The sequence below is a fragment of the Flavobacterium haoranii genome, from assembly GCF_009363055.1.
In the GTDB taxonomy this organism is placed as follows: Bacteria; Bacteroidota; Bacteroidia; order Flavobacteriales; family Flavobacteriaceae; genus Flavobacterium; species Flavobacterium haoranii.
The window spans coordinates 2,167,418-2,186,472 of sequence record NZ_CP045292.1; the positions used below are offsets into that span (position 1 = coordinate 2,167,418).

Here is a 19,055-nt window from a genome sequence, read left to right on the forward strand (position 1 = left end):
CCTTTTTTATTTAATATCTCTTTTCCTAATTGGTTTTGCTGGACTGCCGTAACATAACATTCCCTCTGGCATGTTATTAAAAACTGCGCTTCTAACACCAATAACAGCCCCTCTTGATATAGTTACTCCTGGTGAAACATAAACTTCGCTTGTAACCCAGGCTTCATCTTCAATAATGATTGGTTGTGCAAAAATATCAAATGTTGTTTTATTATAATCGTGACCTCCTGTATTTAAAAAAGAACGATGAGAAATAACGGCATTTTTGCCAATTTTTATTTCTGCTAAATTGTATAAATATGTTTCCTCTCCTATCCAAGAATTATCCCCAATTTCCAATTTCCATGGATAAGTTATTTTTACACTTGACCTAATTAAAACATTCTTACCAATTTTAGCTCCAAATAATCGCAATAAAAAGTTTCTAAACCCATACATGAATTGTAGAGATGGTCGAAAAAATAAAAATTCTACTATACCCCATAATTGAACTTTCACTTTACTCCCACCCCTAAAATTTTTAGGCATTTTAAATGAGCTTAAATCTTGATATATCATACAACTTTATACCTTTTATACTATATTTGCTCAGAACTAATTAATACTTAAATTGATGACTGTTAATTTCAGAAAATTATCTATTGTTGTGCCAGCTTATAATGAAGGACCAACTATTCATTTAATTTTAAACAAACTTAAAAAATTATCTTTAATTAATAACATCGAAAAAGAAGTAATAATAGTAAATGACTGCTCAACTGATGATACTGAAGAAGCTATTAAAAAATACATTTCTGAAAATAGTGACTTAAATATTCAATATTACAAACACGAAGTTAATAAAGGTAAAGGGGCCGCTTTACATACAGGAATTCAAAAGGCAACTGGTGAATATTTAATTATTCAAGATGCCGATTTAGAATATGATCCTGAAGAATACAATTTACTTTTAAAACCTGTAATTGATGGCTTCGCTGATGTAGTCTATGGAAGTCGTTTTATGGGTGGAAATCCGCATCGAATCCTGTTTTTTTGGCATACGATAGGTAATAAATTCCTAACATTTTTATCGAATATGTTTACTAATTTAAACCTAACCGATATGGAAACTTGTTATAAATTATTTCATACTAAAACCATTCAGTCTTTGACCTTAAAAGAAAAACGTTTTGGTTTTGAACCAGAAGTAACGGCTAAAATTTCAAGAGTCCCAAAAATACGAATATATGAAGTAGGAATTTCATATTATGGAAGAACTTACGAAGAAGGTAAAAAAATTGGTTGGAAAGATGGTTTTAGAGCAATTTATTGTATTTTAAAATATGGAATGTTGAAAATTAAATAATAGAATATGTATGTAATCTTAATTTGTTTATTATTTACTTTTTGTTTTTGCTTTTTTTTTGGAAAAATTGTAATACAATATTTAGACAGAACTAATTCAAAAAAATATAATATATCAGATTCATTCTTCATTGGTATTTGTACAATAGCATCATTTTATAATATCATATCTATTTTTTTTCCTATTAATTTAATAACAACATTATTCTTTTTGTTTTTAATTTTTATTTATTTTTTAGCAAAAAAGAAATTGTTCTTAGAAATTAAAAATGAAGTTCTCTTAAGTTTAAAAAAGAATAAGAATGCAATTATAGTTATTTCATTTTTTATCATATCATTACTTTTTTATTATATAATAAATCCAAGAAATTTTGATACTTTGTTGTATCATGTTGCGGCAATTCAATGGAATGAATCTTATAGAGTTATTCCTGGTTTAGCAAACTTTTATGATCGCTTAGGGTTTAATTCATCAATGTTTGTTTTAAGTGCCGGTTTTACTTTTAAAGAAATATACAATCAACATATTTTTATAATTAATTCTCTTTTATTCACAGTTTTTAGCTCTTGGTTAATTGTAAAAGCATTTCGTTTAAAAAATATATATAGTTTATTACTTGTAATTTATTTGTATTTTTTTTCAGAACAATATATTCATTTGATTTCTTCTTGTGGTACAGACACAATAGCTAATATATTAATTTCTTATATATTGTTATCCTTGTTAATTATTCCAAATGCGATAAATTCAAAAAAATTAGTTTTTATAATAATTCCTTTTGTTTGCATTACTGTTAAATTCTCTGTTTTACCAATATTAATTATTAGTTTATATAGTATATTTCAAGTAGAAAAATTAAAACTTAATTTTATAAAAACCGTTACTCTTTATTCAATATTTTATCTCGGAGGATGGTTAATTCGTAATTTTATATTGTCTGGATATTTATTTTATCCTAATCCTTCTCTTGATTTTTTTTCAGTTGATTGGAAAGTACCTAAAGAAAGAGTATCGGTTACTTACAAATGGATAATTTCATTTGGAAGAATTCCTTTTAAGAGTTATCCAGAAGTTTTAAAATTATCATTTAAAGAATGGTTTCCTATTTGGTGGGAAGCGGCATTACTAAAGAATAAAACCTTTTATATTTTGTCTTTATTTTCATCATTTTTAATCACAATAAATCTTCTCATAGTAAAAAAAAGAAAAGAGAATTTCAAAATTGGAGTTATTTTAATCACATGTATTACTGGAGTTTTACTATGGTTATTTACAGCACCTGATATTAGATTTTCTTTTGCATTTATATTATTTTTATCTTTATTACCTCTATATTTTTTAAAATCTATAAAGATTAATCGAATGTTTACAACAATAATTATTGTTATATCATTCTGTTATATGTTTTATAAAAATTTAAGTCATAGTTTTATATTGTTTAAACATAATTATAACGAGCAAAAAATTGTAGAATATTTGTATTTGCCGAATGATTTTTCCGAACAAAAAAAAACAAAATCTATTAAATATTTAGATTTTAATCTTAAAACTCCAAATAAGAGAAAAATTAAAATGCATTCTAGTTACGGCGATAGCTACATATACGATAAATTTCCATGCACAACCAATTATTTATATAATATTGAACTAAGAGGTGAAAACTTGCAAGATGGGTTTAGAACCAAAAAATAAATTGAGAATTAATTTAAATAAATATCTTTTACACTCTTCAGTATTTGCAATTTTTACTGAGGCTTTCTTTTATAGATTTATAATTGATTTTAAATTATTTTATTTCATATTATTCATCAACTTCATTCTATTATTCAAGTATAAAAAAGTAACACTAAATAGTTTTTTAATTACTTTTTTTACTTTTTTATTTATTCATAGTTGTATTATTTATTTATGGATTGGCATTCCGCCAAATTTTATGCTATCCCAAGTTTTAGGAATTGCTGTTTCTTGTACCTATTTCTATAATGTTTTAAAACTTTTTACTAAAGAAGAGATTTATGACTTATTTGCAAAATATTCCTTATTTGTTGCTATTATAGGATTTCCTGGCTATTTTTTAGGTGTAAATTTAAATGTAAATACTGATCCCCGTTTTAGCAGTTTTTTAAAAGAACCTGCTCATTATGCTATAGTTGTATTACCTGCTTGTTATTATTTTTTAAAGACAAAACAATATCTTTTCTTTTTTATAATTTTTTTATCTCTTGTTTTAACAGAATCTTCTATAGCCTACATTGGTTGTGCCCTGATGTTTATACTACCCAATATTAATCTTACAAGAGTTAAATATGCTATAGGTGTTATTCCTTTTGTCCTAGCAATTTTTTATTGGGTATATTCAAATAATGAAAAAGTGAAAATGAGGTTTGACGATACTTATAATTCTTTAAAAGTATTAGAAACTGGTAAATTTGATGAAGGAACTAATATCAGTACTTATGCTTTATTAAGCAATTTTTACATTGCAAAAGAAAATTTTATCGAACATCCTTTTGGTAGCGGTATTGGAAGTCATTATTATATGTATCATAATCGCTATAAAAAAGTGATGCGAACTCCAAAATACCTTTATAGATTGGAATTAGACGATATTAACTCTAAAGATGCCGCATCTTTGTTTATTAGATTCTTTTCAGAATTCGGTATTATTGGACTATTAGCTACTGCATTTATCATTTATTTAGTTATTCAATGTTTTCAAGATAAATCGTTAATTGTAGAACAAAGTATAGGTATTTATATATTATTAAAATTATTTAGAGACGGACATTATTTTCCCCCAGAATTATTTTTCTTTCTTATAATTTTCTATTTCTCGTACACAAAATCATTCTTATTTAAAAATGAAGGAAATTTATCATATAGCAGAAAACGTTTCTTTTGAAAGTGGAGGTGTAAGAACTATTTTACTACTTCTAAACAATTATTTGAACCAAAATAAAATACCTTCAAATATTATCACTAATTTAAAAGAAGAAGCTGATAATTTTATCCATTTTGAAACAAACAAACCTTGGTTTTATCAAAAAGAAATTAAATCTTATTTAGAGAATTTATCTAAAAATACCAGTATTTTCCACCTACATGGCGCTTATTCTTATACACAATATGTAAGTTCGGAAGTAGCAATTAAAAACAAAATTCCTTATTTATTAAGTCCGCATGGCATGTTAGAACCTAGAGTTTTAGCTAAAAATAGTTTAAAAAAGAAGCTGTATTTGCAGCTTATTTTAAATAAAATAATTAAGAATGCTCAGTTTTTACATTGTATAACACCTATAGAAAAAGACAGTTTATACAAGCTTACCCAACATAAAAATATAGTTGAAATTCCAAATTTAATGGACTTCTCAACTATTCCGACCGATTTAAATTATGAACCAAAAGAAAATTATTTTCTTTTTATAGGAAGACCTGATAAAATTAAAGGATTAGAATTATTAATTAATGCTTTAGCTAGTCTTAACACTAAAAAAGTTAAACTTAAAATTGTTGGTCCAGAAAACGATTATACCACAACACTCAAACAATTAACAAATAGACTAGGTTTAGAAAATATTGTTGAATTTTTAGGGCCAATTTTTAATCATGAAAAATATAATTTAATAGCCAACGCTAGAGCGGTTGTTGTTCCATCGTATTCAGAAGTAATTGGGATGGTTAATTTAGAGGCTTCGGCGTGTAAAACACCCGTTATTACAACACATCAAACAGGATTAAAAACTGAATTTGGATCAATGGGCGGTATTTTAATTAACCCTGAAATTGAAGAAATTAAAAATGCTTTACAAGATAGTTTACAATGGAATGAACTTGAAAGAATTGAAAGAGGAAAATCCCTTCAAAATTTGTGTTCGAAAATTATAGTTGGGAGCAAAAAGGTAATCTTTGGTTAGAATTGTACAATAAAATAAGTATATAAAAAAAACAGAACCTAATTAGGTTCTGTTTTTTTTATATTGTAAAAATAATTTTAGTCTTCTAAAATAGCTTTCATTTGTTCATTTCCTCCAAAAGCTGGATGATAACCTTTATTTTCATGTTTTAATTTATGAACCCCTGTATTGGCATCCATAACCATTTGATCATTATTTGCAAAGAAATATAAGAAGTTATCTGGTTTAACTACTTCAACACCATCTTTAACCATTGTTATACTTTTCAATGTAAAAGAATTTTGTTCTTTATTAGTACTAAAAACTATTACAATGTTATGAATATCTACACCAATAGGTGATTTTAATTCTATCCTTTGTGCTAATGGAGAACCTGTAACAGCAACAACTACGTCTTTATCTAAATATTCATTACCGTCAACATCATAAACTTGTAAAATTACACTATCATTTTTCTCATAAATAGCGTCAAGAATAACAGAAAATTCTGATTTTTTTACTTCTACTTCAGATGTTGCCTCTGATGTTGTTTCTGTATCAGTATTTTTCTCTCTACCACAAGAAATAACTGCTAAAGCAGTAGCAAATACTAAAATTAATTTTTTCATTTTTTTTGTTGAATTTTATGATGCAAATATATTACTTTTTCAATTCAACAAAATTTTTTTTTTAGTTTTTTAACCAACTGATTTTCTAACTATTACATGTGAATAATGTCAGTAATATCAAGAAGATTCATACAAAAGATTCTTTATAGTGCATTAATTAGTATTTTTGATTTAAAATTTAGATAAATGTCTAAGAAAATAACCATTATTACGGCAAATTTTTATCCTGAAGATACTGCAATTGGTCTTTATACAACACAATTTGCTAATTACTTAAAATCTAATGGTTTTGAAATTACTGTTTTAACAGGATTTCCCTACTATCCTAAATGGGAAATTAATAGCGATTACAAAGACAAAAAAGCATTTTATACTGAAACTTATAATGGAATAAAAATTATTCGTTTCAAACAATATGTTCCTAAAAAAGTGACATTTTTAGGTAGAATTTTAATGATTCTAAGTTTTAATTTTGGATTATTTATCAACTTATTTAAGTTAAAAAAAACGGATTTAATTATTAGTATCGTACCATTTACCAGTAATTGTTTCTTGGGTAAATTCTATTCTTTTTTTAACAAAACAAAATTCTGGATTCATTTACAAGATTTTGAATTTGATTTATTAATTGATGCTGGAATAGGAACTAAAAGCTCTTTTTTTAAAAATCTGTTTTTTAAATTCCTATTAAAAACCGAAAGTATACTTTTAAACTCAGCTGATATTGTAAGTACAATTAGTAATTCGATGATTCGAAAAGTTTATGAAAAATCGAATCCGAAAGAAGTTTTTTATTTTCCAAATTGGGTTTCAATAGACAACATAAATCCGAGTACTTCTCAACCTCATCCTTATTTTGATTCTGATAAATACAATCTTTTATATTCGGGAAATATTGGAGAAAAACAAGATTGGGACTTTTTTATAGAATTTTGCAAACTTATAAAACCTGAAGATAGCATTGCCATTACGATTGTTGGAAATGGAGGTTATTATAATACATTAAGAGAAAGAGCTTCTATTTTTGAATTTGTAAAATTTAAAGATGTAGTGCCCTATAGTGATTTATCAAACTTACTTTGTACAGCAGATTGTCATTTTTTATTTCAAAAGAATGATGTTGTAGATTCGGTAATGCCCTCAAAATTATTAGGTATGATGGCAAGTGCAAAGCCTTCAATTATAACTGGTAATGAAAACTCTGAAGTAAATAACATCTTAAACAATTCAAATGGTGGCTTTTACATTGCCAGTAATGAAGTAAAAGAGGTTTATGAAAAAATAATTTCTCTAAAAAACAATACCGAAAAATCATTAAACATGGGTAAAGAAGCCCGCGAATTTGTTAAGAATAGTTTTTCTGACAAAGCGGTATTAGATTCATTTTTAGTAAAAATTAATGATGTGTTACATGAAGAAAGATAAGCTATTAGTTATAATAACTTTTTTAATAGGGTGTTTATTTACATTCCCATTATTTAAGGAGAATATTTCTTCAATCTTTTTAATTGCGACTACAGTTGTAACAGTTTTTTACCTTTCAACCGCCAAAAAGAAAATCCTTTTAAAGAAACAACATCTAATTTACACATTACCTTTCTTTATTGTTTTATGTACTAATATCTTTGCTATAAATGCAGAAATAGACTGGAAAAATGTGAGTAAATCTTTAATGTTTCTTATTTTCCCATTAGTTTTTTTTAATATTCCAGCCAATGTTTTTAAAAATTTAGAAACTAAATTTATCTATATTTTTAAATTTTCCTGCTTAATTATAAGTAGTTTCTACATTATTTCTTTTTTATTAAACCATTCCTTTTCAGATTTTTTTAATGAAAGTTATAATGAATCGGTTTTTAGAAAACATGTTTATAGCATAGCTATTTTTAAGATTCATCCAACTTATTTTTCACTTTTTTTAAATGTTGGTATTATACATTCTTTACTTCGCTTTAAGAAAGAACTAAAATATTTGAATCTTTTTACTTTCATTTTTTCTCTAATAATGATACTACTTTTGTCTTCTAGATTAATGATTGTTATTTCTTTTATTTCAATAATCTATGCGGTAACAAAAGGAATTTCTATTAAAAAAAGATATTTTATTCCAATAATTGCTGTGTTTTTTTCTGGACTTATTTTTCTACCAGGAATTAAATCTAGGTTTTTAGAAGCCTATAATGATTTTAATAATCCTCCTAAAGGCATGTATTTCAATTCAACTAATATTAGAAAAAGTATTATTAGTTGTTCGTTTGAAATACTGCAAGAAAATTATTTAAGAGGTGTTGGTTTTTCAAATATCCAAACGGAACTTAATGAATGTTATGCTGCAAATTATGATTCTAAATTTTATGAAAATCACGATTATTTAACGCATAATTATTTGATGTATATTTTTTTAGGCTCAGGAATATTAGGGTTTTCAATATTTCTTTTTTACCTCTTTACAGTCATAAGAAATTGCCTAAAAATAAAGAATGTGCTTTTAAATGTTGTACTATTTAACTGTATTGCTCTTTTCTTTGTAGAAGATTTTCTCTACAGACATTACGGGTTGTTTTTCTTTAATTTATTCGTATTCAGTTATCTTAAGTTTTACGAATATACTTTAAAAGAAAATGTTTAAAATGATCTACTAAAAAATCTAAATAACACAAAAACTTACTTCTTCTTTTTGAGTCTATCTTTACTTGCATTGCTTCTTTTAAAGCAGCATCAACATTTGTGCTAATACCTCCAAATTGCATAACCGCTGTAATTTCATTTATAAAATATGGCTTTAGCTCATTAAAATTAGTTAAGAAAAAATAATAATCACTTGCAGATTTATAAGTCAAACTAAATTTTTGATTTTCAAATAATGATTTATGATGAAAAGAACCAACGTGAGCAATATTCATGTTTCGGAAAAATTTAGCCTTACTAAAATTATCACCACCTAATATTCTTAGTTTTTCCTGTTTTTCATTTATTAATTGAACTTTACTATGTATATAATTACAATTAGTTGCTGTTGCTCTTTTATATATTTCTAATGCATTATCTAAATAATAATCATCAGAACCTAGAAAACTAATCCATTCGCCTTTAGCTAAATTTATTCCTTTATTCCATGCATCATAAATTCCTTTATCGGGTTCAGAAACATACCTTAAAGCTATTTGTTTTTCATTAAAAATTGGAACATACTTTTTAACGATTTCAACTGTTGCATCTTTAGAATTTCCATCAATTATTAAATATTCAAAGTTTGTAAAGCTTTGATTTAAAACAGAAATTATAGTTCTCTCTAGAGTTTTTTCGCTGTTATAAGTTGCAGTAATTATGGAAAAAAAAGGATTCACTTTATTTAATAATAGATTTAATTTTTTTATTGTTGAATACTGTAAATAATGCAAATATTAAGAAAGCTGTAGTATAGATTACTATGATTTGGTAAAACTCAAAATAATTTGAAATTACATTATATTGTAAAAATAAAAAAACAGCAAAAATGATAGTTATTATATTTTTAAAATTATGAGAGGAATATAAAAATTTGTTTTCAAATAAATTCTCTTTATGATATTTAAAAACAACATATAAAGATCCAATTATAAACGAAAAGCTACTTGAGAGAATTACACCTAAACCTTTAAAATAAAAACCTATGATTAAGCCTAAAACAACATTTAAAACTGCAGTTAAAACATGTGAATGAAGTAGTAACTTTATTTTATTTTCGGCAATACAACTAAAATAGGCTGGTCCATTTAAAATATTTAAAAATACAGAAATACTTAATACAACCATTGTGATTACAAACTCAGGCTGAAATGTACCTATCCAAACAATTGAAATGATGGGTGTGAATAATAATAATCCAATCAGCATCAATACGTCAACAAAAATAGTAACATCTAAACTATTTAAATAAATTTGTTTTACTCCTTCAACTTTAGTTTTAAGTGAATGTGTAATAACCGGAATCATTACTTGATTAGCATTTACAATAAATGCTCTAATTTGAAACACAAGTTTGTTGGCCATTTCATAATATCCTAAATAAGATAATCCACCAAATTTACTTATTAAGCCTTTTGTAATTGGATCGAAAAGCATTACAAAAATTGATATGAGTTGAAACTTTAATCCAAAACTTGCAATTTCTTTAAATAGTTTAAAATCCCAATTAAACTTAAAAATAAAGAAACTATTAAATTCTTTTTTTAGTAAAAGAATTGAAACTACTAATATAAAAAAGGATTGTATAATTTGAGAATATGCTGCTCCCATTAATCCATATTTATCTAAAAAAATATTAGTAAAAATTAGGAATAAAATAGCTCCTAAGATTAGGATAACATTTCTTATGTAATTCTTTTGAATACCTTCAAAAACTGAAGTAAAAACTCCTGAAATAGAATTTATAACTAAAGAAATTAAGGAAATAGGTAAGATCTTAATTGCTATATCTAAATACTTTGGTTCAATTATAAATTTTAAAACATATCTTGCTATTGGATATAATAAAGAACAAACTACAATAAAAAATAGTAAGGAAGCGTAAAACGTTGTATATACTAACTTTTTAGTTTTTTGTAAATCTCCTTCGGCATAGAATTCGGCGACAAATTTTACAATTCCAGAAGTAATACCAAAATTAGCTAAACTCGCAATTGAAGTTGTTGCCAATATTAAAGACCAAACGCCTAATTGTTCTACCCCAAGCTTGTTTAATAGAATTTTATAAATTACCAAATAAATTAAACCCACTATACCCACTTGAAGTACAGAAAAAATTACATTTATAGAAATTCGTTTTTTTGAATTTAACTCCATTAATAATCTAGAATTAGTCTCCCACTATACAATTCTTGAATGTTTATAGTTCCTGTTGGTTCGTTTTTTAAGATTACATTTCCACTAGAATAAATTGTCCCATCTATATTATTTAATGGAAAAAGTATCATGTCATTTGAACCTCTATGATACAGCGATAATAAATTTTTTACTCTAAAATTTTCTCCATAAAAACGACCATCGCCCCATGCAAAAAACACATTCATATCGTTTGTTTCGCCGCTTAAATTATAATTAGTAACCGTATTACTTTCAATATAAACAAAATTACTATCTAAATTTAAATTAAAATTACCTGTTCCTGCACCATCTCCATCATCACCCATTGAATATAATCTTAATTCTGGAAAATGTAAGACACCATCGCTTGTAATATTTTGATCTGTTTTACTTTGAATCTCAATTAAATTAGGAACTGTTACATAAACTATGGTTAAACCATAATCTCTAGCTATATTACAGGTTGAATTGTCTTTTACAATTAACATATCGCCATTTAGTGAAACTTCAATATTGTCCTTTATATTATCTCTTGTTTCAATTCTTACATCATATGAGGGTCCTTCTTTGACCACTAATCCAACACCAGAGTATACTTTTACTTTTGTAAAACCTTCTAATGGATAATTTACCATGACTTTAGAACCGTTTCCACTTAAACAATCTTCAGAAATACCACAACTAGTGGTAATTATAAAAAGTAATATGTAAACTATTTTGTTCATATTTTTAGCTCCCCTCTTGAGAGGGTTTGGGGGTGTGTTTTTCAAATTCCTCAATATAAAATTCAATTGTTCTTAAAACGTTTTCTGTATCCTTCAGAACCTGTTCATCTGAAAACCTTAAAACTTCTATTCCTAACTCATTCAATCAAGCTTCTTTAATTGTGTCTTTAGTGTAAACTTCTAAAAATTCATGCGAATAACCGTCAACTTCAATTCCTAAACTCAATTCATAACAATAAAAATCAATAATATAATTATCAATTGGTTTCTGTCTATGAAAATCATAACCATACATTTGCTTGCCCTTCAACTTTTGCCAAAGAACTATTTCAGCTTTAGTACTATTATTTCGTAACTGCCTAGCTAACTCTTTTAACTTTGGATTATATGGTATTATTTTTCGTTTCATTTTTACACACCCCTAACCCCTCTGAAGAGGGGAACTTTTACAACCTTACCCCAACTGTAGCTTCAATTGCTTCTGCTCTTCCGCCATGGGTTTTTAAACCAACTCCGGTAAACACATTTTTGTATATATAATATTTTAATCCAACACGCTGATAAACATCTATTTCATAATCAAATGGCTTATAAACGTAATAACCAAATTGTGTTTCTACTGATAGTTTATTAATAAACAATTCGTGCCCAATAAAAAGTCCTATTCTCTTATAATCAGTATCTGGATCTGCATAATCAGGATGATCTTCAGGGAAAGCTACCGAAACAAATTTAATATAATCTCTTAAATATCTCGAAAAGAAAACATCAGTTCCAAACTGTAAAGCACTTTTTCTTCCTACACGCTTATCAGCATATAAACCAATATGATAAAACTGTCGTTGTCCTAATCTTGGAACTGGTCCTTCTGAAACCCCCGTTCTAAAAGCAATATTGTATTTTATTCGTTCTCTATAAGTTGAGTTTGAAGGCAAACTATCTTTAATATACTTTTTTTCTTCGTTAAAATTATAATTTATACCTACATTCAATGCTACTGTATTTATACCACTATTTGGCGCTTTGAATCTTCCATTCGAAAAATGTGTTAAAAATAATCCTGCTTGCAGGCCAAATCGTCCAACAATATTTTGCTTTTGATATTGTAATAAGAAGTAATTGTTGTCTAATATTTTAGTTCCAAATGCATTGTTTTTATTATTGGTTTCTCTATCATAAGGATTTGAAGTAATTCCAATACCTTGAGAAATTCGGAACATTAAATGCCTTTTAAAAAAATAAAAATTATAGTGAACTCCTATGGCATGATTGTGCCCAATATAAGGATTTTTAAAATCTATGTATTGATAGGAAACTCCATAATCGGGATAATTGTAAACTTGTTCCCATTCTTTATTTCCATAAGTTTTCCAATTATATCCCAACAAAACACCATCGGGATGACCTGAAATTAAATGTCCTACATAATCGGCATGTTTTATAATATTTCCTCTAAAAATTTGGGCGTCAATATAAGTTGAATTTTTGTCCTCTTCTTGCGAATGCAACAAACTGATACTGAATAAAAGTAAAAAGGCAAAAATTCTCTGCATAATTATATTTTTGATAGACAAATACTTAAACTATCTTCCCAGTTATTAATAGTTAAGCCAAATATAGTTTTTATTTTGGTTTTATCTAATACACTATATCCTGGTCTTTTTGCAGGTGTAGGATATGCTGAAGTAGGAATTGGTTTTAAATCTATATTTATGTCTTTTTGAGCAAAAATTTCTTTTGCGAATTCATACCAAGAACACTGTCCTTCGTTACTGAAGTTGTAAATTCCGAAGTAAGATGCTTCGACAGGCTCAGCATGACAAGCGGTTATGATTTTTAATAACGCATTTGCTAAATCAACTGCATAAGTTGGGGTTCCAATTTGGTCACTAACAACTGATAATGATTCTCTTTCAGAAGCTAATCGTAGCATCGTTTTCATGAAATTATTTGCAAATTCCGAATACACCCATGAAGTTCTTATGATAAAATGCTTCTCCCAAATGTTTTGAATCGATTGTTCACCTTGTAATTTAGTTAAACCATAAACTCCTGTTGGGTTAGGTTTATCCGTTTCTGTATAACCTTTTGTCATTTCGAGCGGAGTCGAGAAATCTCCAGAAAAAACAAAATCGGTTGAAATATGTAATAAAATAGTATCGGATTCTTTACAAACTACAGCTAAGTTTTCGGCACCATTTGTATTGATATCGAAAGCTTTTTCGGGTTCACTTTCAGCTTTATCAACAGCAGTATAAGCTGCTGTATTGATACAAAAATTAGGCTTAAATTGATTAAAAACTGATTTACATTGTTCAAGATTTGTAATATCTAATTGCGATGAATTACAAAATACAAAATCGATTGAAGGATAATTACCTGCAACCGATTGTAAAGCTTGTCCTAATTGGCCATTGCCGCCCGTAACTAAAACTACCATACTTTCTTAGCATTTTCTAGTTTGGGTAATACTTTATCTTTTTCCGAAATAATCAATTCTGATTCTTGAAAATTCCAATCAATATTTAAATTTGGATCATTATAGATAATTCCGCCTTCGCTTTCTTTATTATAGAAATTATCGCATTTGTAAAAGAAAGTTGCTGTTTCACTTAATACTAAAAATCCGTGTGCAAAACCTCTTGGAACAAAAAATTGTTTTTGGTTTTCAGCAGATAAAATTATGGATTCGTATTGTCCGAATGTTGGCGAATTTGGTCTAATGTCAACTGCGATATCAATTACTTCTCCTTGTAAAACGCGTACTAATTTCGCTTGAGCGTGTTCACCTGTTTGATAATGCAATCCACGTAAAACACCTTTTGAAGAAAATGATTGGTTGTCTTGTACAAAATGAACCTCTTGCCCAATTCCTTTACTGAAAGTTTTCTCATTAAAACTTTCCATGAAATAACCCCTTTCATCACCGATAACGTTGGGTTCTAAAATAAAACAGCCTTTTAATTTAGTTTCTGTAAACTTCATTATTCTTTAATCAAACTCATTAAGTGTGTTCCGTAACCGCTTTTCAACAACGGTTCTGCTAATTTCTGTAATTGTTGTGCATCAATAAAACCCATTTTATAAGCTGCTTCTTCAATAGCACCAATTTTTAATCCCTGTCTTTCTTCAATAACTTGTACAAATTGTCCCGCTTGCATTAACGATTGAAAAGTTCCTGTATCCAACCAAGCCGTTCCTCTATCTAAAATGGAAACTTGTAACTTTCCTTGTTCTAAATAGGCTTTATTAACATCAGTAATTTCTAATTCGCCACGTGGACTTGGTTTGATATTGGCTGCAATTTCTAAAACCGAATTATCGTAAAAATAAATACCCGGTACTGCAAAATTTGATTTTGGTTGCAATGGCTTTTCTTCTATTGATAATACTTTTCCATTTTTATCAAAATCAACAACTCCGTAACGCTCAGGATCGTGAACGTGATAGGCATAAACAATTCCTCCTTCAGGATTATTATTTGCTTGTAATAGTTCCGCTAAACCTGTTCCGTAGAAAATGTTATCTCCTAAAATTAGCGCTACTTTATCATTCCCAACAAACTCTTTCCCAATAATGAAAGCCTCTGCTAATCCGTTAGGGTGTTCTTGCACTGCATATTCAAATCGACAACCTAGTTTAGAACCATCGCCTAATAATTTTTCGAATAAAGGTAAATCTTGAGGTGTTGAAATAATCAAAATTTCACTGATTCCTGCCCACATCAAAGTCGATAATGGGTAGTAAATCATGGGTTTATCATAAATTGGCATCAATTGCTTACTCACCGCTAATGTTAACGGATGTAAACGAGTGCCTGAACCTCCAGCTAATATAATTCCTTTCATTTCTATTATTAATAAGTAGGTAGATACTTCATAGATATCCCGTACATATCCCGTACATATCCCATATAAACCTAAGTAATTGTTTATTTGTTTTTATACTTGTCTAAGTACCAACGAACCGTTTTTAAAATCCCTGTTTCAAAATTTTCATCAGCTTTCCAGCCCAACTCATTTTCAATTTTAGACGCATCAATTGCATAACGCAAATCGTGTCCTGGTCTGTCTTTTACAAATGTAATTTGGTCTTGATATCTTCCTTCAGATTTTGGTTGAATTTCATTCAAAATAGAACAAACAGTATCAACTATATATAAATTATTGCGTTCGTTTCTACCTCCAATATTGTATGTTTCGCCAGCTTTTCCGGTTTTGAAAGCCAATTCAATTCCTTTGCAATGATCCAAGACATACAACCAATCGCGTACGTTTTTTCCATCTCCGTAAATAGGAATATTTTCTCCTGAAATCGCTTTACGAATAATAGTAGGAATCAACTTTTCATCATGTTGTTTTGGTCCGTAATTATTAGAACAATTGGTCGTTACCACATTCATTCCATACGTATGAAAATAACTTCTCACAATCATATCAGAACCTGCTTTTGAAGCTGAGTACGGACTATTTGGTGCATAAGGTGTGGTTTCTTCAAACAAACCTATTTCTCCTAATGTTCCATAAACCTCATCTGTAGAAACATGGTGAAAACGTGAATTTTCAAATCCAACATTGTATTGATTAGGAGCTGACATCCAAAGTTTTCTAGCCGTATCTAACAAATTAAATGTTCCTAAAACATTGGTTTTAATAAAAGCCTCTGGACCCGAAATGGAGTTGTCTACATGGCTTTCTGCTGCGAAATGTATCACATCGTGAAATTGATATTTTTGAAATAGTTCTTCCACAAAATTTCTATCGCAAATATCACCTTGCACAAAAGTATATCTTGGATGATTGTCAACTTCCTTAACATTATCTAGATTTCCCGCATAAGTTAGCAAATCTAGATTTACTAAATGATAATCTGGATTGTTTTCTATAAAATAGGGAACAAAATTAGCTCCAATAAACCCAGCGCCGCCAGTTACTAAAATATTTTTCATTTAAGCTAAATTTCTTTTGGCTAATTGATTTTTATAAAAATTTTGAAAACCTTTGAAGAATAAAAATAATATTATTAAAATGAAAGGTAAAACTAATTTCATTTTTCCGTTTAAACCTTTTGAATTTAAAATATTAACTGTAGTACTTATTTCTTTAATTACCTTATCACTATTTATAAAATTTATTCTCAAAGATCCTTGTTCAGCAATTAATAAATTCTTTGTATTAATAATTTCATTCAACTGGTTATTATCACTTATATAAACCATTTTATCTGTTTTAGAACCACTAGAAACAGACTTTGAAAAACCTTCTATTAATTTATCAATTTGTTTAATAATACTATCATTAGCTTTCATTTTGATCGTTTCATTATCTAAATATTGCTTTTGTATAGTTTTGAAATATTCAGAATCATTTAAATAATTCAGTAATGGTTGAACGGTTTTATCTATATCCGTTTTTTTAGAAGTAGAAAACTTAATTAAATGAAAAGGATAATTCTTACTCGTAACTTCATTTTCAACAATTTTATCTAAATCACCGTCTTCAGCCATTAATTTAATTAATTCAAAATTATCAGGTTTTTGATCCACAAACTTAAATACATCTATAATAGGTTCAATTTGAATTATATTCAAATCTTTTACGTTTTTAAACCCTAAATTTGAAAAGAAAACAGTATCATTTTCTCTCTTTTTTGCGTCTAAAAGAGCAATTTTAGAATACAAATAATCAACACTTCCAAAATTAGGAGTTACTATAATCTCATTATTAAATGATTTATTGGATTTATCTAAAAATAAACCTAAACCCACTCCAATTACAAACAATATTATTAGTTGTATAATATTTTTTTTAACAAAAAGAATAAAATCAAAAAGCTTATTAATTAAACTTTGAAAAATGCCTCCAACCTTATGAAAAATTTGTCCTAAATCGATTTCTTGATCTTGAGAATTTGTACTCATTTAAACTTATTTTAAGTTAAAGATTTGTTCTAATATTTTAATCGTAATTAAATATGTAGGTTTTACTCCTGTGGTTCCTAATCCGCCCGATGCCAAAGTGCTTCCGGTTTCTAAAGGATTATCAGATGCGTAATAAGCATATCTTACTTTTACATCTGGATTAATACTTTTTCTAATTTTAGAAGCCGACTGAATTGCTTTTTGATAATAAGCACCTTCCATTTCTAATCCGATTGCTTGCCAAGTTGATTCGTGAAAAAACTTCAACAAATCTCTATTTTGAAGTGATGTTCCTAAAACCGTAATCATTGGACCTGCAAAAACAGGAATTCCGTTCCCTTCAAACATCTCTTTGGTTAACTCATTTTCAAACGGATAATTATCCGCTGTTCCTTCATTCACATGGGCGCATGGAATCATAATATCGCCTTTTCCACCCTCCAAAATTCCGGCTTTACCCATAATAGAAACCGATTCAACATTCAAGAAAATCTTATTTTTCTTTTCTGTTTTATAAGGTTTTAATAACTCATCTATCGTTTCAAAAGCTTGCTCACCAAAAGCGTAATCCATTACAATAATAACCGGTTTTTCTTTTGCTATTTTAGCCTCAGCAAAAATGGTTTTCTTGAAATCAATTTTAGCCGTATCAAAAATTTGAACGTCGATATTAGTTCCTGATGCATCTGGCAAAGAAATCATCCCTTGAGATAACGCAAAATCTTCTACTTTCTTGCGTAGCTCTTTGTTTGCCGAACTACTTAAATCCTCAAATATCTGAAATTCAGGTGTATTTTTGTATTTTTTTCCTAAAACAGGCTCTGCAAATAACGAATTCATTACACTGTGCATATTCGCACTAATAATGTGAATAGGTCTTTCAATTAAGTCGTTTTTAAGTAAAACTTCTTTAATCGTATTTGCCCAAATATCACCATAAATATGATGTCCTAATCGTTCTCTTAAAATAGGGCTAAAAGTAATGGTTCTTTTATTGTTATCTACTACTTCTTCTATGGCTAATTTTCCTAACCAATACACCACATGTAGAAAACGATCTGGTGCTTCAGCTGTAGCAAAATCATCATAAATATTTTGTACCTCAGCAAAAGTTCGTCCTAAAACATTAGCTGCATGAGAAATCGCTTTTTCACGATCAATTAAGCTTAATTTTTTAGTTTGTTTTACCGCTAATTCTAATTTTTGCCAATCGCGAGAAACCGAACCCTCATCATCAATTAAAACTCTGTCTTTAATTTTGTGTGACTCGATAAAAATAAAAGTCAAATGCGTAAGAATGTCGTAAATGTCCGAACGTCCACGTGTGATTTCCACATTCATTTGTTCATCATCAATACGGTAACAATTTCTTCTTCTTTTTGGTGGAACAATTGCTTTAAAATGAGAATTAGCATAACCTTCGTCAGAAGTTAAGTTGATGTAACGGCATTCTTCAATTCCAATTGGTAAACGTTCAATTACGTATAAAAGCCCGTTTAACTCTACTTTTTCCTCGGCAATAGAACCGTAAATTTCTGGTCGAAGCGATAATAAAGCTTCTCTTAAAGTTTCTCCTGAAACACCCATTGGTTTGTAAAAACCTCTGTTAAATAAATGTCTCATGGTAATGTACAGTCGCTCAATAGCTGCTGAGGACTCTTGCGCTCTTGAGCGCGAAATGTTTTTAATGTCTTTCAT

The 19,055-nt window shown here is 28.0% G+C and carries 18 protein-coding genes and 1 pseudogene; 6 read left to right on the top strand and 13 right to left on the bottom strand.

The features are described 5' to 3' along the window. Window positions 1–6: 6 nt before the first annotated feature. Window positions 7–558 (bottom strand): putative colanic acid biosynthesis acetyltransferase, encoded by a 552-nt coding sequence (locus tag GCU34_RS10365; RefSeq protein WP_072782405.1) that lies wholly within the window; start codon window positions 556–558, stop codon window positions 7–9. Window positions 559–613: 55 nt separating this feature from the next. Here GCU34_RS10365 and GCU34_RS10370 point away from each other — a divergent pair, with 55 nt between their 5' ends. The 4 genes from GCU34_RS10370 (at window position 614) to GCU34_RS10385 (ending at window position 5,259) form a co-directional block, all read left to right on the top strand. Further along, on the top strand, window positions 614–1,345 hold the full coding sequence (locus GCU34_RS10370) for a glycosyltransferase family 2 protein (RefSeq protein ID WP_072782402.1): 732 nt from the start codon (window positions 614–616) through the stop codon (window positions 1,343–1,345). Between the two features lie 6 nt (window positions 1,346–1,351). Beyond that, a complete protein-coding gene (locus GCU34_RS10375; RefSeq protein WP_072782399.1) occupies window positions 1,352–3,037 on the top strand; it encodes an LIC_10190 family membrane protein in 1,686 nt (561 codons plus the stop codon). A 241-nt stretch (window positions 3,038–3,278) separates the two neighbouring features. After that, on the top strand, window positions 3,279–4,247 hold the full coding sequence (locus GCU34_RS10380) for an O-antigen ligase family protein (protein ID WP_143146180.1): 969 nt from the start codon (window positions 3,279–3,281) through the stop codon (window positions 4,245–4,247). Next, complete coding sequence (locus GCU34_RS10385) at window positions 4,207–5,259, top strand: glycosyltransferase (RefSeq protein WP_152378451.1); 1,053 nt, start codon at window positions 4,207–4,209, stop codon at window positions 5,257–5,259. The genes GCU34_RS10380 and GCU34_RS10385 overlap by 41 nt, the downstream gene beginning before the upstream one ends. 77 nt (window positions 5,260–5,336) lie before the next feature. Here the strand turns inward: GCU34_RS10385 and GCU34_RS10390 are convergent, their stop codons facing one another. Continuing rightward, window positions 5,337–5,867 carry a hypothetical protein gene (locus GCU34_RS10390; protein ID WP_072782391.1) on the bottom strand — a complete coding sequence of 177 codons (531 nt, stop codon included), beginning with the start codon at window positions 5,865–5,867 and terminating at the stop codon, window positions 5,337–5,339. A gap of 186 nt (window positions 5,868–6,053) precedes the next feature. On the opposite strand from GCU34_RS10390, the gene GCU34_RS10395 reads away from it, so the two are divergent. Both GCU34_RS10395 and GCU34_RS10400 read left to right on the top strand, forming a co-directional pair. Further along, a complete protein-coding gene (locus GCU34_RS10395) occupies window positions 6,054–7,292 on the top strand; it encodes a glycosyltransferase family 4 protein (protein ID WP_072782388.1) in 1,239 nt (412 codons plus the stop codon). Beyond that, complete coding sequence (locus GCU34_RS10400) at window positions 7,279–8,496, top strand: O-antigen ligase family protein (RefSeq protein WP_072782387.1); 1,218 nt, start codon at window positions 7,279–7,281, stop codon at window positions 8,494–8,496. Before GCU34_RS10395 ends, GCU34_RS10400 begins: the two co-directional genes overlap by 14 nt. Here the strand turns inward: GCU34_RS10400 and GCU34_RS10405 are convergent. The 11 genes and pseudogenes from GCU34_RS10405 to GCU34_RS10455 form a co-directional block, all read right to left on the bottom strand. After that, on the bottom strand, window positions 8,459–9,214 hold the full coding sequence (locus tag GCU34_RS10405; protein WP_178138335.1) for a glycosyltransferase family 2 protein: 756 nt from the start codon (window positions 9,212–9,214) through the stop codon (window positions 8,459–8,461). The genes GCU34_RS10400 and GCU34_RS10405 overlap by 38 nt on opposite strands. Before the next feature lies 1 nt (window position 9,215). Then, window positions 9,216–10,691, bottom strand: a complete 1,476-nt coding sequence (locus GCU34_RS10410) for an oligosaccharide flippase family protein (protein ID WP_072782381.1) — start codon at window positions 10,689–10,691, stop codon at window positions 9,216–9,218. After that, window positions 10,691–11,437, bottom strand: a complete 747-nt coding sequence (locus GCU34_RS10415) for a head GIN domain-containing protein (RefSeq protein WP_072782378.1) — start codon at window positions 11,435–11,437, stop codon at window positions 10,691–10,693. Before GCU34_RS10415 ends, GCU34_RS10410 begins: the two co-directional genes overlap by 1 nt. Before the next feature lie 4 nt (window positions 11,438–11,441). After that, window positions 11,442–11,846, bottom strand: a pseudogene (locus GCU34_RS10420) (endonuclease domain-containing protein). Window positions 11,847–11,883: 37 nt separating this feature from the next. Further along, complete coding sequence (locus GCU34_RS10425) at window positions 11,884–12,990, bottom strand: acyloxyacyl hydrolase (protein ID WP_072782375.1); 1,107 nt, start codon at window positions 12,988–12,990, stop codon at window positions 11,884–11,886. A gap of 2 nt (window positions 12,991–12,992) precedes the next feature. Then, window positions 12,993–13,877, bottom strand: coding sequence for a dTDP-4-dehydrorhamnose reductase (gene rfbD, locus GCU34_RS10430; RefSeq protein ID WP_072782372.1), 885 nt, complete (start codon window positions 13,875–13,877; stop codon window positions 12,993–12,995). Continuing rightward, window positions 13,871–14,422: a dTDP-4-dehydrorhamnose 3,5-epimerase gene (gene rfbC, locus GCU34_RS10435; RefSeq protein ID WP_072782370.1), complete on the bottom strand. Its 552-nt coding sequence runs from the start codon at window positions 14,420–14,422 to the stop codon at window positions 13,871–13,873. The genes rfbD and rfbC overlap by 7 nt, the downstream gene beginning before the upstream one ends. Next, a complete protein-coding gene (gene rfbA / locus GCU34_RS10440) occupies window positions 14,422–15,285 on the bottom strand; it encodes a glucose-1-phosphate thymidylyltransferase RfbA (RefSeq protein ID WP_072782367.1) in 864 nt (287 codons plus the stop codon). Before rfbA ends, rfbC begins: the two co-directional genes overlap by 1 nt. A gap of 83 nt (window positions 15,286–15,368) precedes the next feature. Beyond that, window positions 15,369–16,385 (bottom strand): dTDP-glucose 4,6-dehydratase, encoded by a 1,017-nt coding sequence (gene rfbB, locus GCU34_RS10445; RefSeq protein ID WP_072782364.1) that lies wholly within the window; start codon window positions 16,383–16,385, stop codon window positions 15,369–15,371. Then, the gene (locus GCU34_RS10450; RefSeq protein WP_072782361.1) at window positions 16,386–17,357 is read right to left on the bottom strand and encodes a hypothetical protein; all 972 of its coding nucleotides are present in this window, start codon (window positions 17,355–17,357) and stop codon (window positions 16,386–16,388) included. A 6-nt stretch (window positions 17,358–17,363) separates the two neighbouring features. Further along, window positions 17,364–19,055, bottom strand: a complete 1,692-nt coding sequence (locus tag GCU34_RS10455) for a DUF6909 family protein (RefSeq protein WP_072782358.1) — start codon at window positions 19,053–19,055, stop codon at window positions 17,364–17,366.

Coding starts and splice junctions, on each gene's coding strand:
- GCU34_RS10380 (WP_143146180.1), top strand. CDS start 3,279: ATGCTATCCCAAGTTTTAGGAATTGCTGTTTCTTGTACCTATTTCTAT.
- GCU34_RS10425 (WP_072782375.1), bottom strand. CDS start 12,990: ATGCAGAGAATTTTTGCCTTTTTACTTTTATTCAGTATCAGTTTGTTG.
- rfbD (WP_072782372.1), bottom strand. CDS start 13,877: ATGGTAGTTTTAGTTACGGGCGGCAATGGCCAATTAGGACAAGCTTTA.
- GCU34_RS10410 (WP_072782381.1), bottom strand. CDS start 10,691: ATGGAGTTAAATTCAAAAAAACGAATTTCTATAAATGTAATTTTTTCT.
- GCU34_RS10455 (WP_072782358.1), bottom strand. CDS start 19,055: ATGAAAGACATTAAAAACATTTCGCGCTCAAGAGCGCAAGAGTCCTCA.
- GCU34_RS10415 (WP_072782378.1), bottom strand. CDS start 11,437: ATGAACAAAATAGTTTACATATTACTTTTTATAATTACCACTAGTTGT.
- GCU34_RS10390 (WP_072782391.1), bottom strand. CDS start 5,867: ATGAAAAAATTAATTTTAGTATTTGCTACTGCTTTAGCAGTTATTTCT.
- GCU34_RS10375 (WP_072782399.1), top strand. CDS start 1,352: ATGTATGTAATCTTAATTTGTTTATTATTTACTTTTTGTTTTTGCTTT.
- GCU34_RS10370 (WP_072782402.1), top strand. CDS start 614: ATGACTGTTAATTTCAGAAAATTATCTATTGTTGTGCCAGCTTATAAT.
- rfbB (WP_072782364.1), bottom strand. CDS start 16,385: ATGAAAAATATTTTAGTAACTGGCGGCGCTGGGTTTATTGGAGCTAAT.
- rfbA (WP_072782367.1), bottom strand. CDS start 15,285: ATGAAAGGAATTATATTAGCTGGAGGTTCAGGCACTCGTTTACATCCG.
- GCU34_RS10395 (WP_072782388.1), top strand. CDS start 6,054: ATGTCTAAGAAAATAACCATTATTACGGCAAATTTTTATCCTGAAGAT.
- GCU34_RS10450 (WP_072782361.1), bottom strand. CDS start 17,357: ATGAGTACAAATTCTCAAGATCAAGAAATCGATTTAGGACAAATTTTT.
- GCU34_RS10365 (WP_072782405.1), bottom strand. CDS start 558: ATGATATATCAAGATTTAAGCTCATTTAAAATGCCTAAAAATTTTAGG.
- GCU34_RS10400 (WP_072782387.1), top strand. CDS start 7,279: ATGAAGAAAGATAAGCTATTAGTTATAATAACTTTTTTAATAGGGTGT.
- rfbC (WP_072782370.1), bottom strand. CDS start 14,422: ATGAAGTTTACAGAAACTAAATTAAAAGGCTGTTTTATTTTAGAACCC.
- GCU34_RS10385 (WP_152378451.1), top strand. CDS start 4,207: ATGAAGGAAATTTATCATATAGCAGAAAACGTTTCTTTTGAAAGTGGA.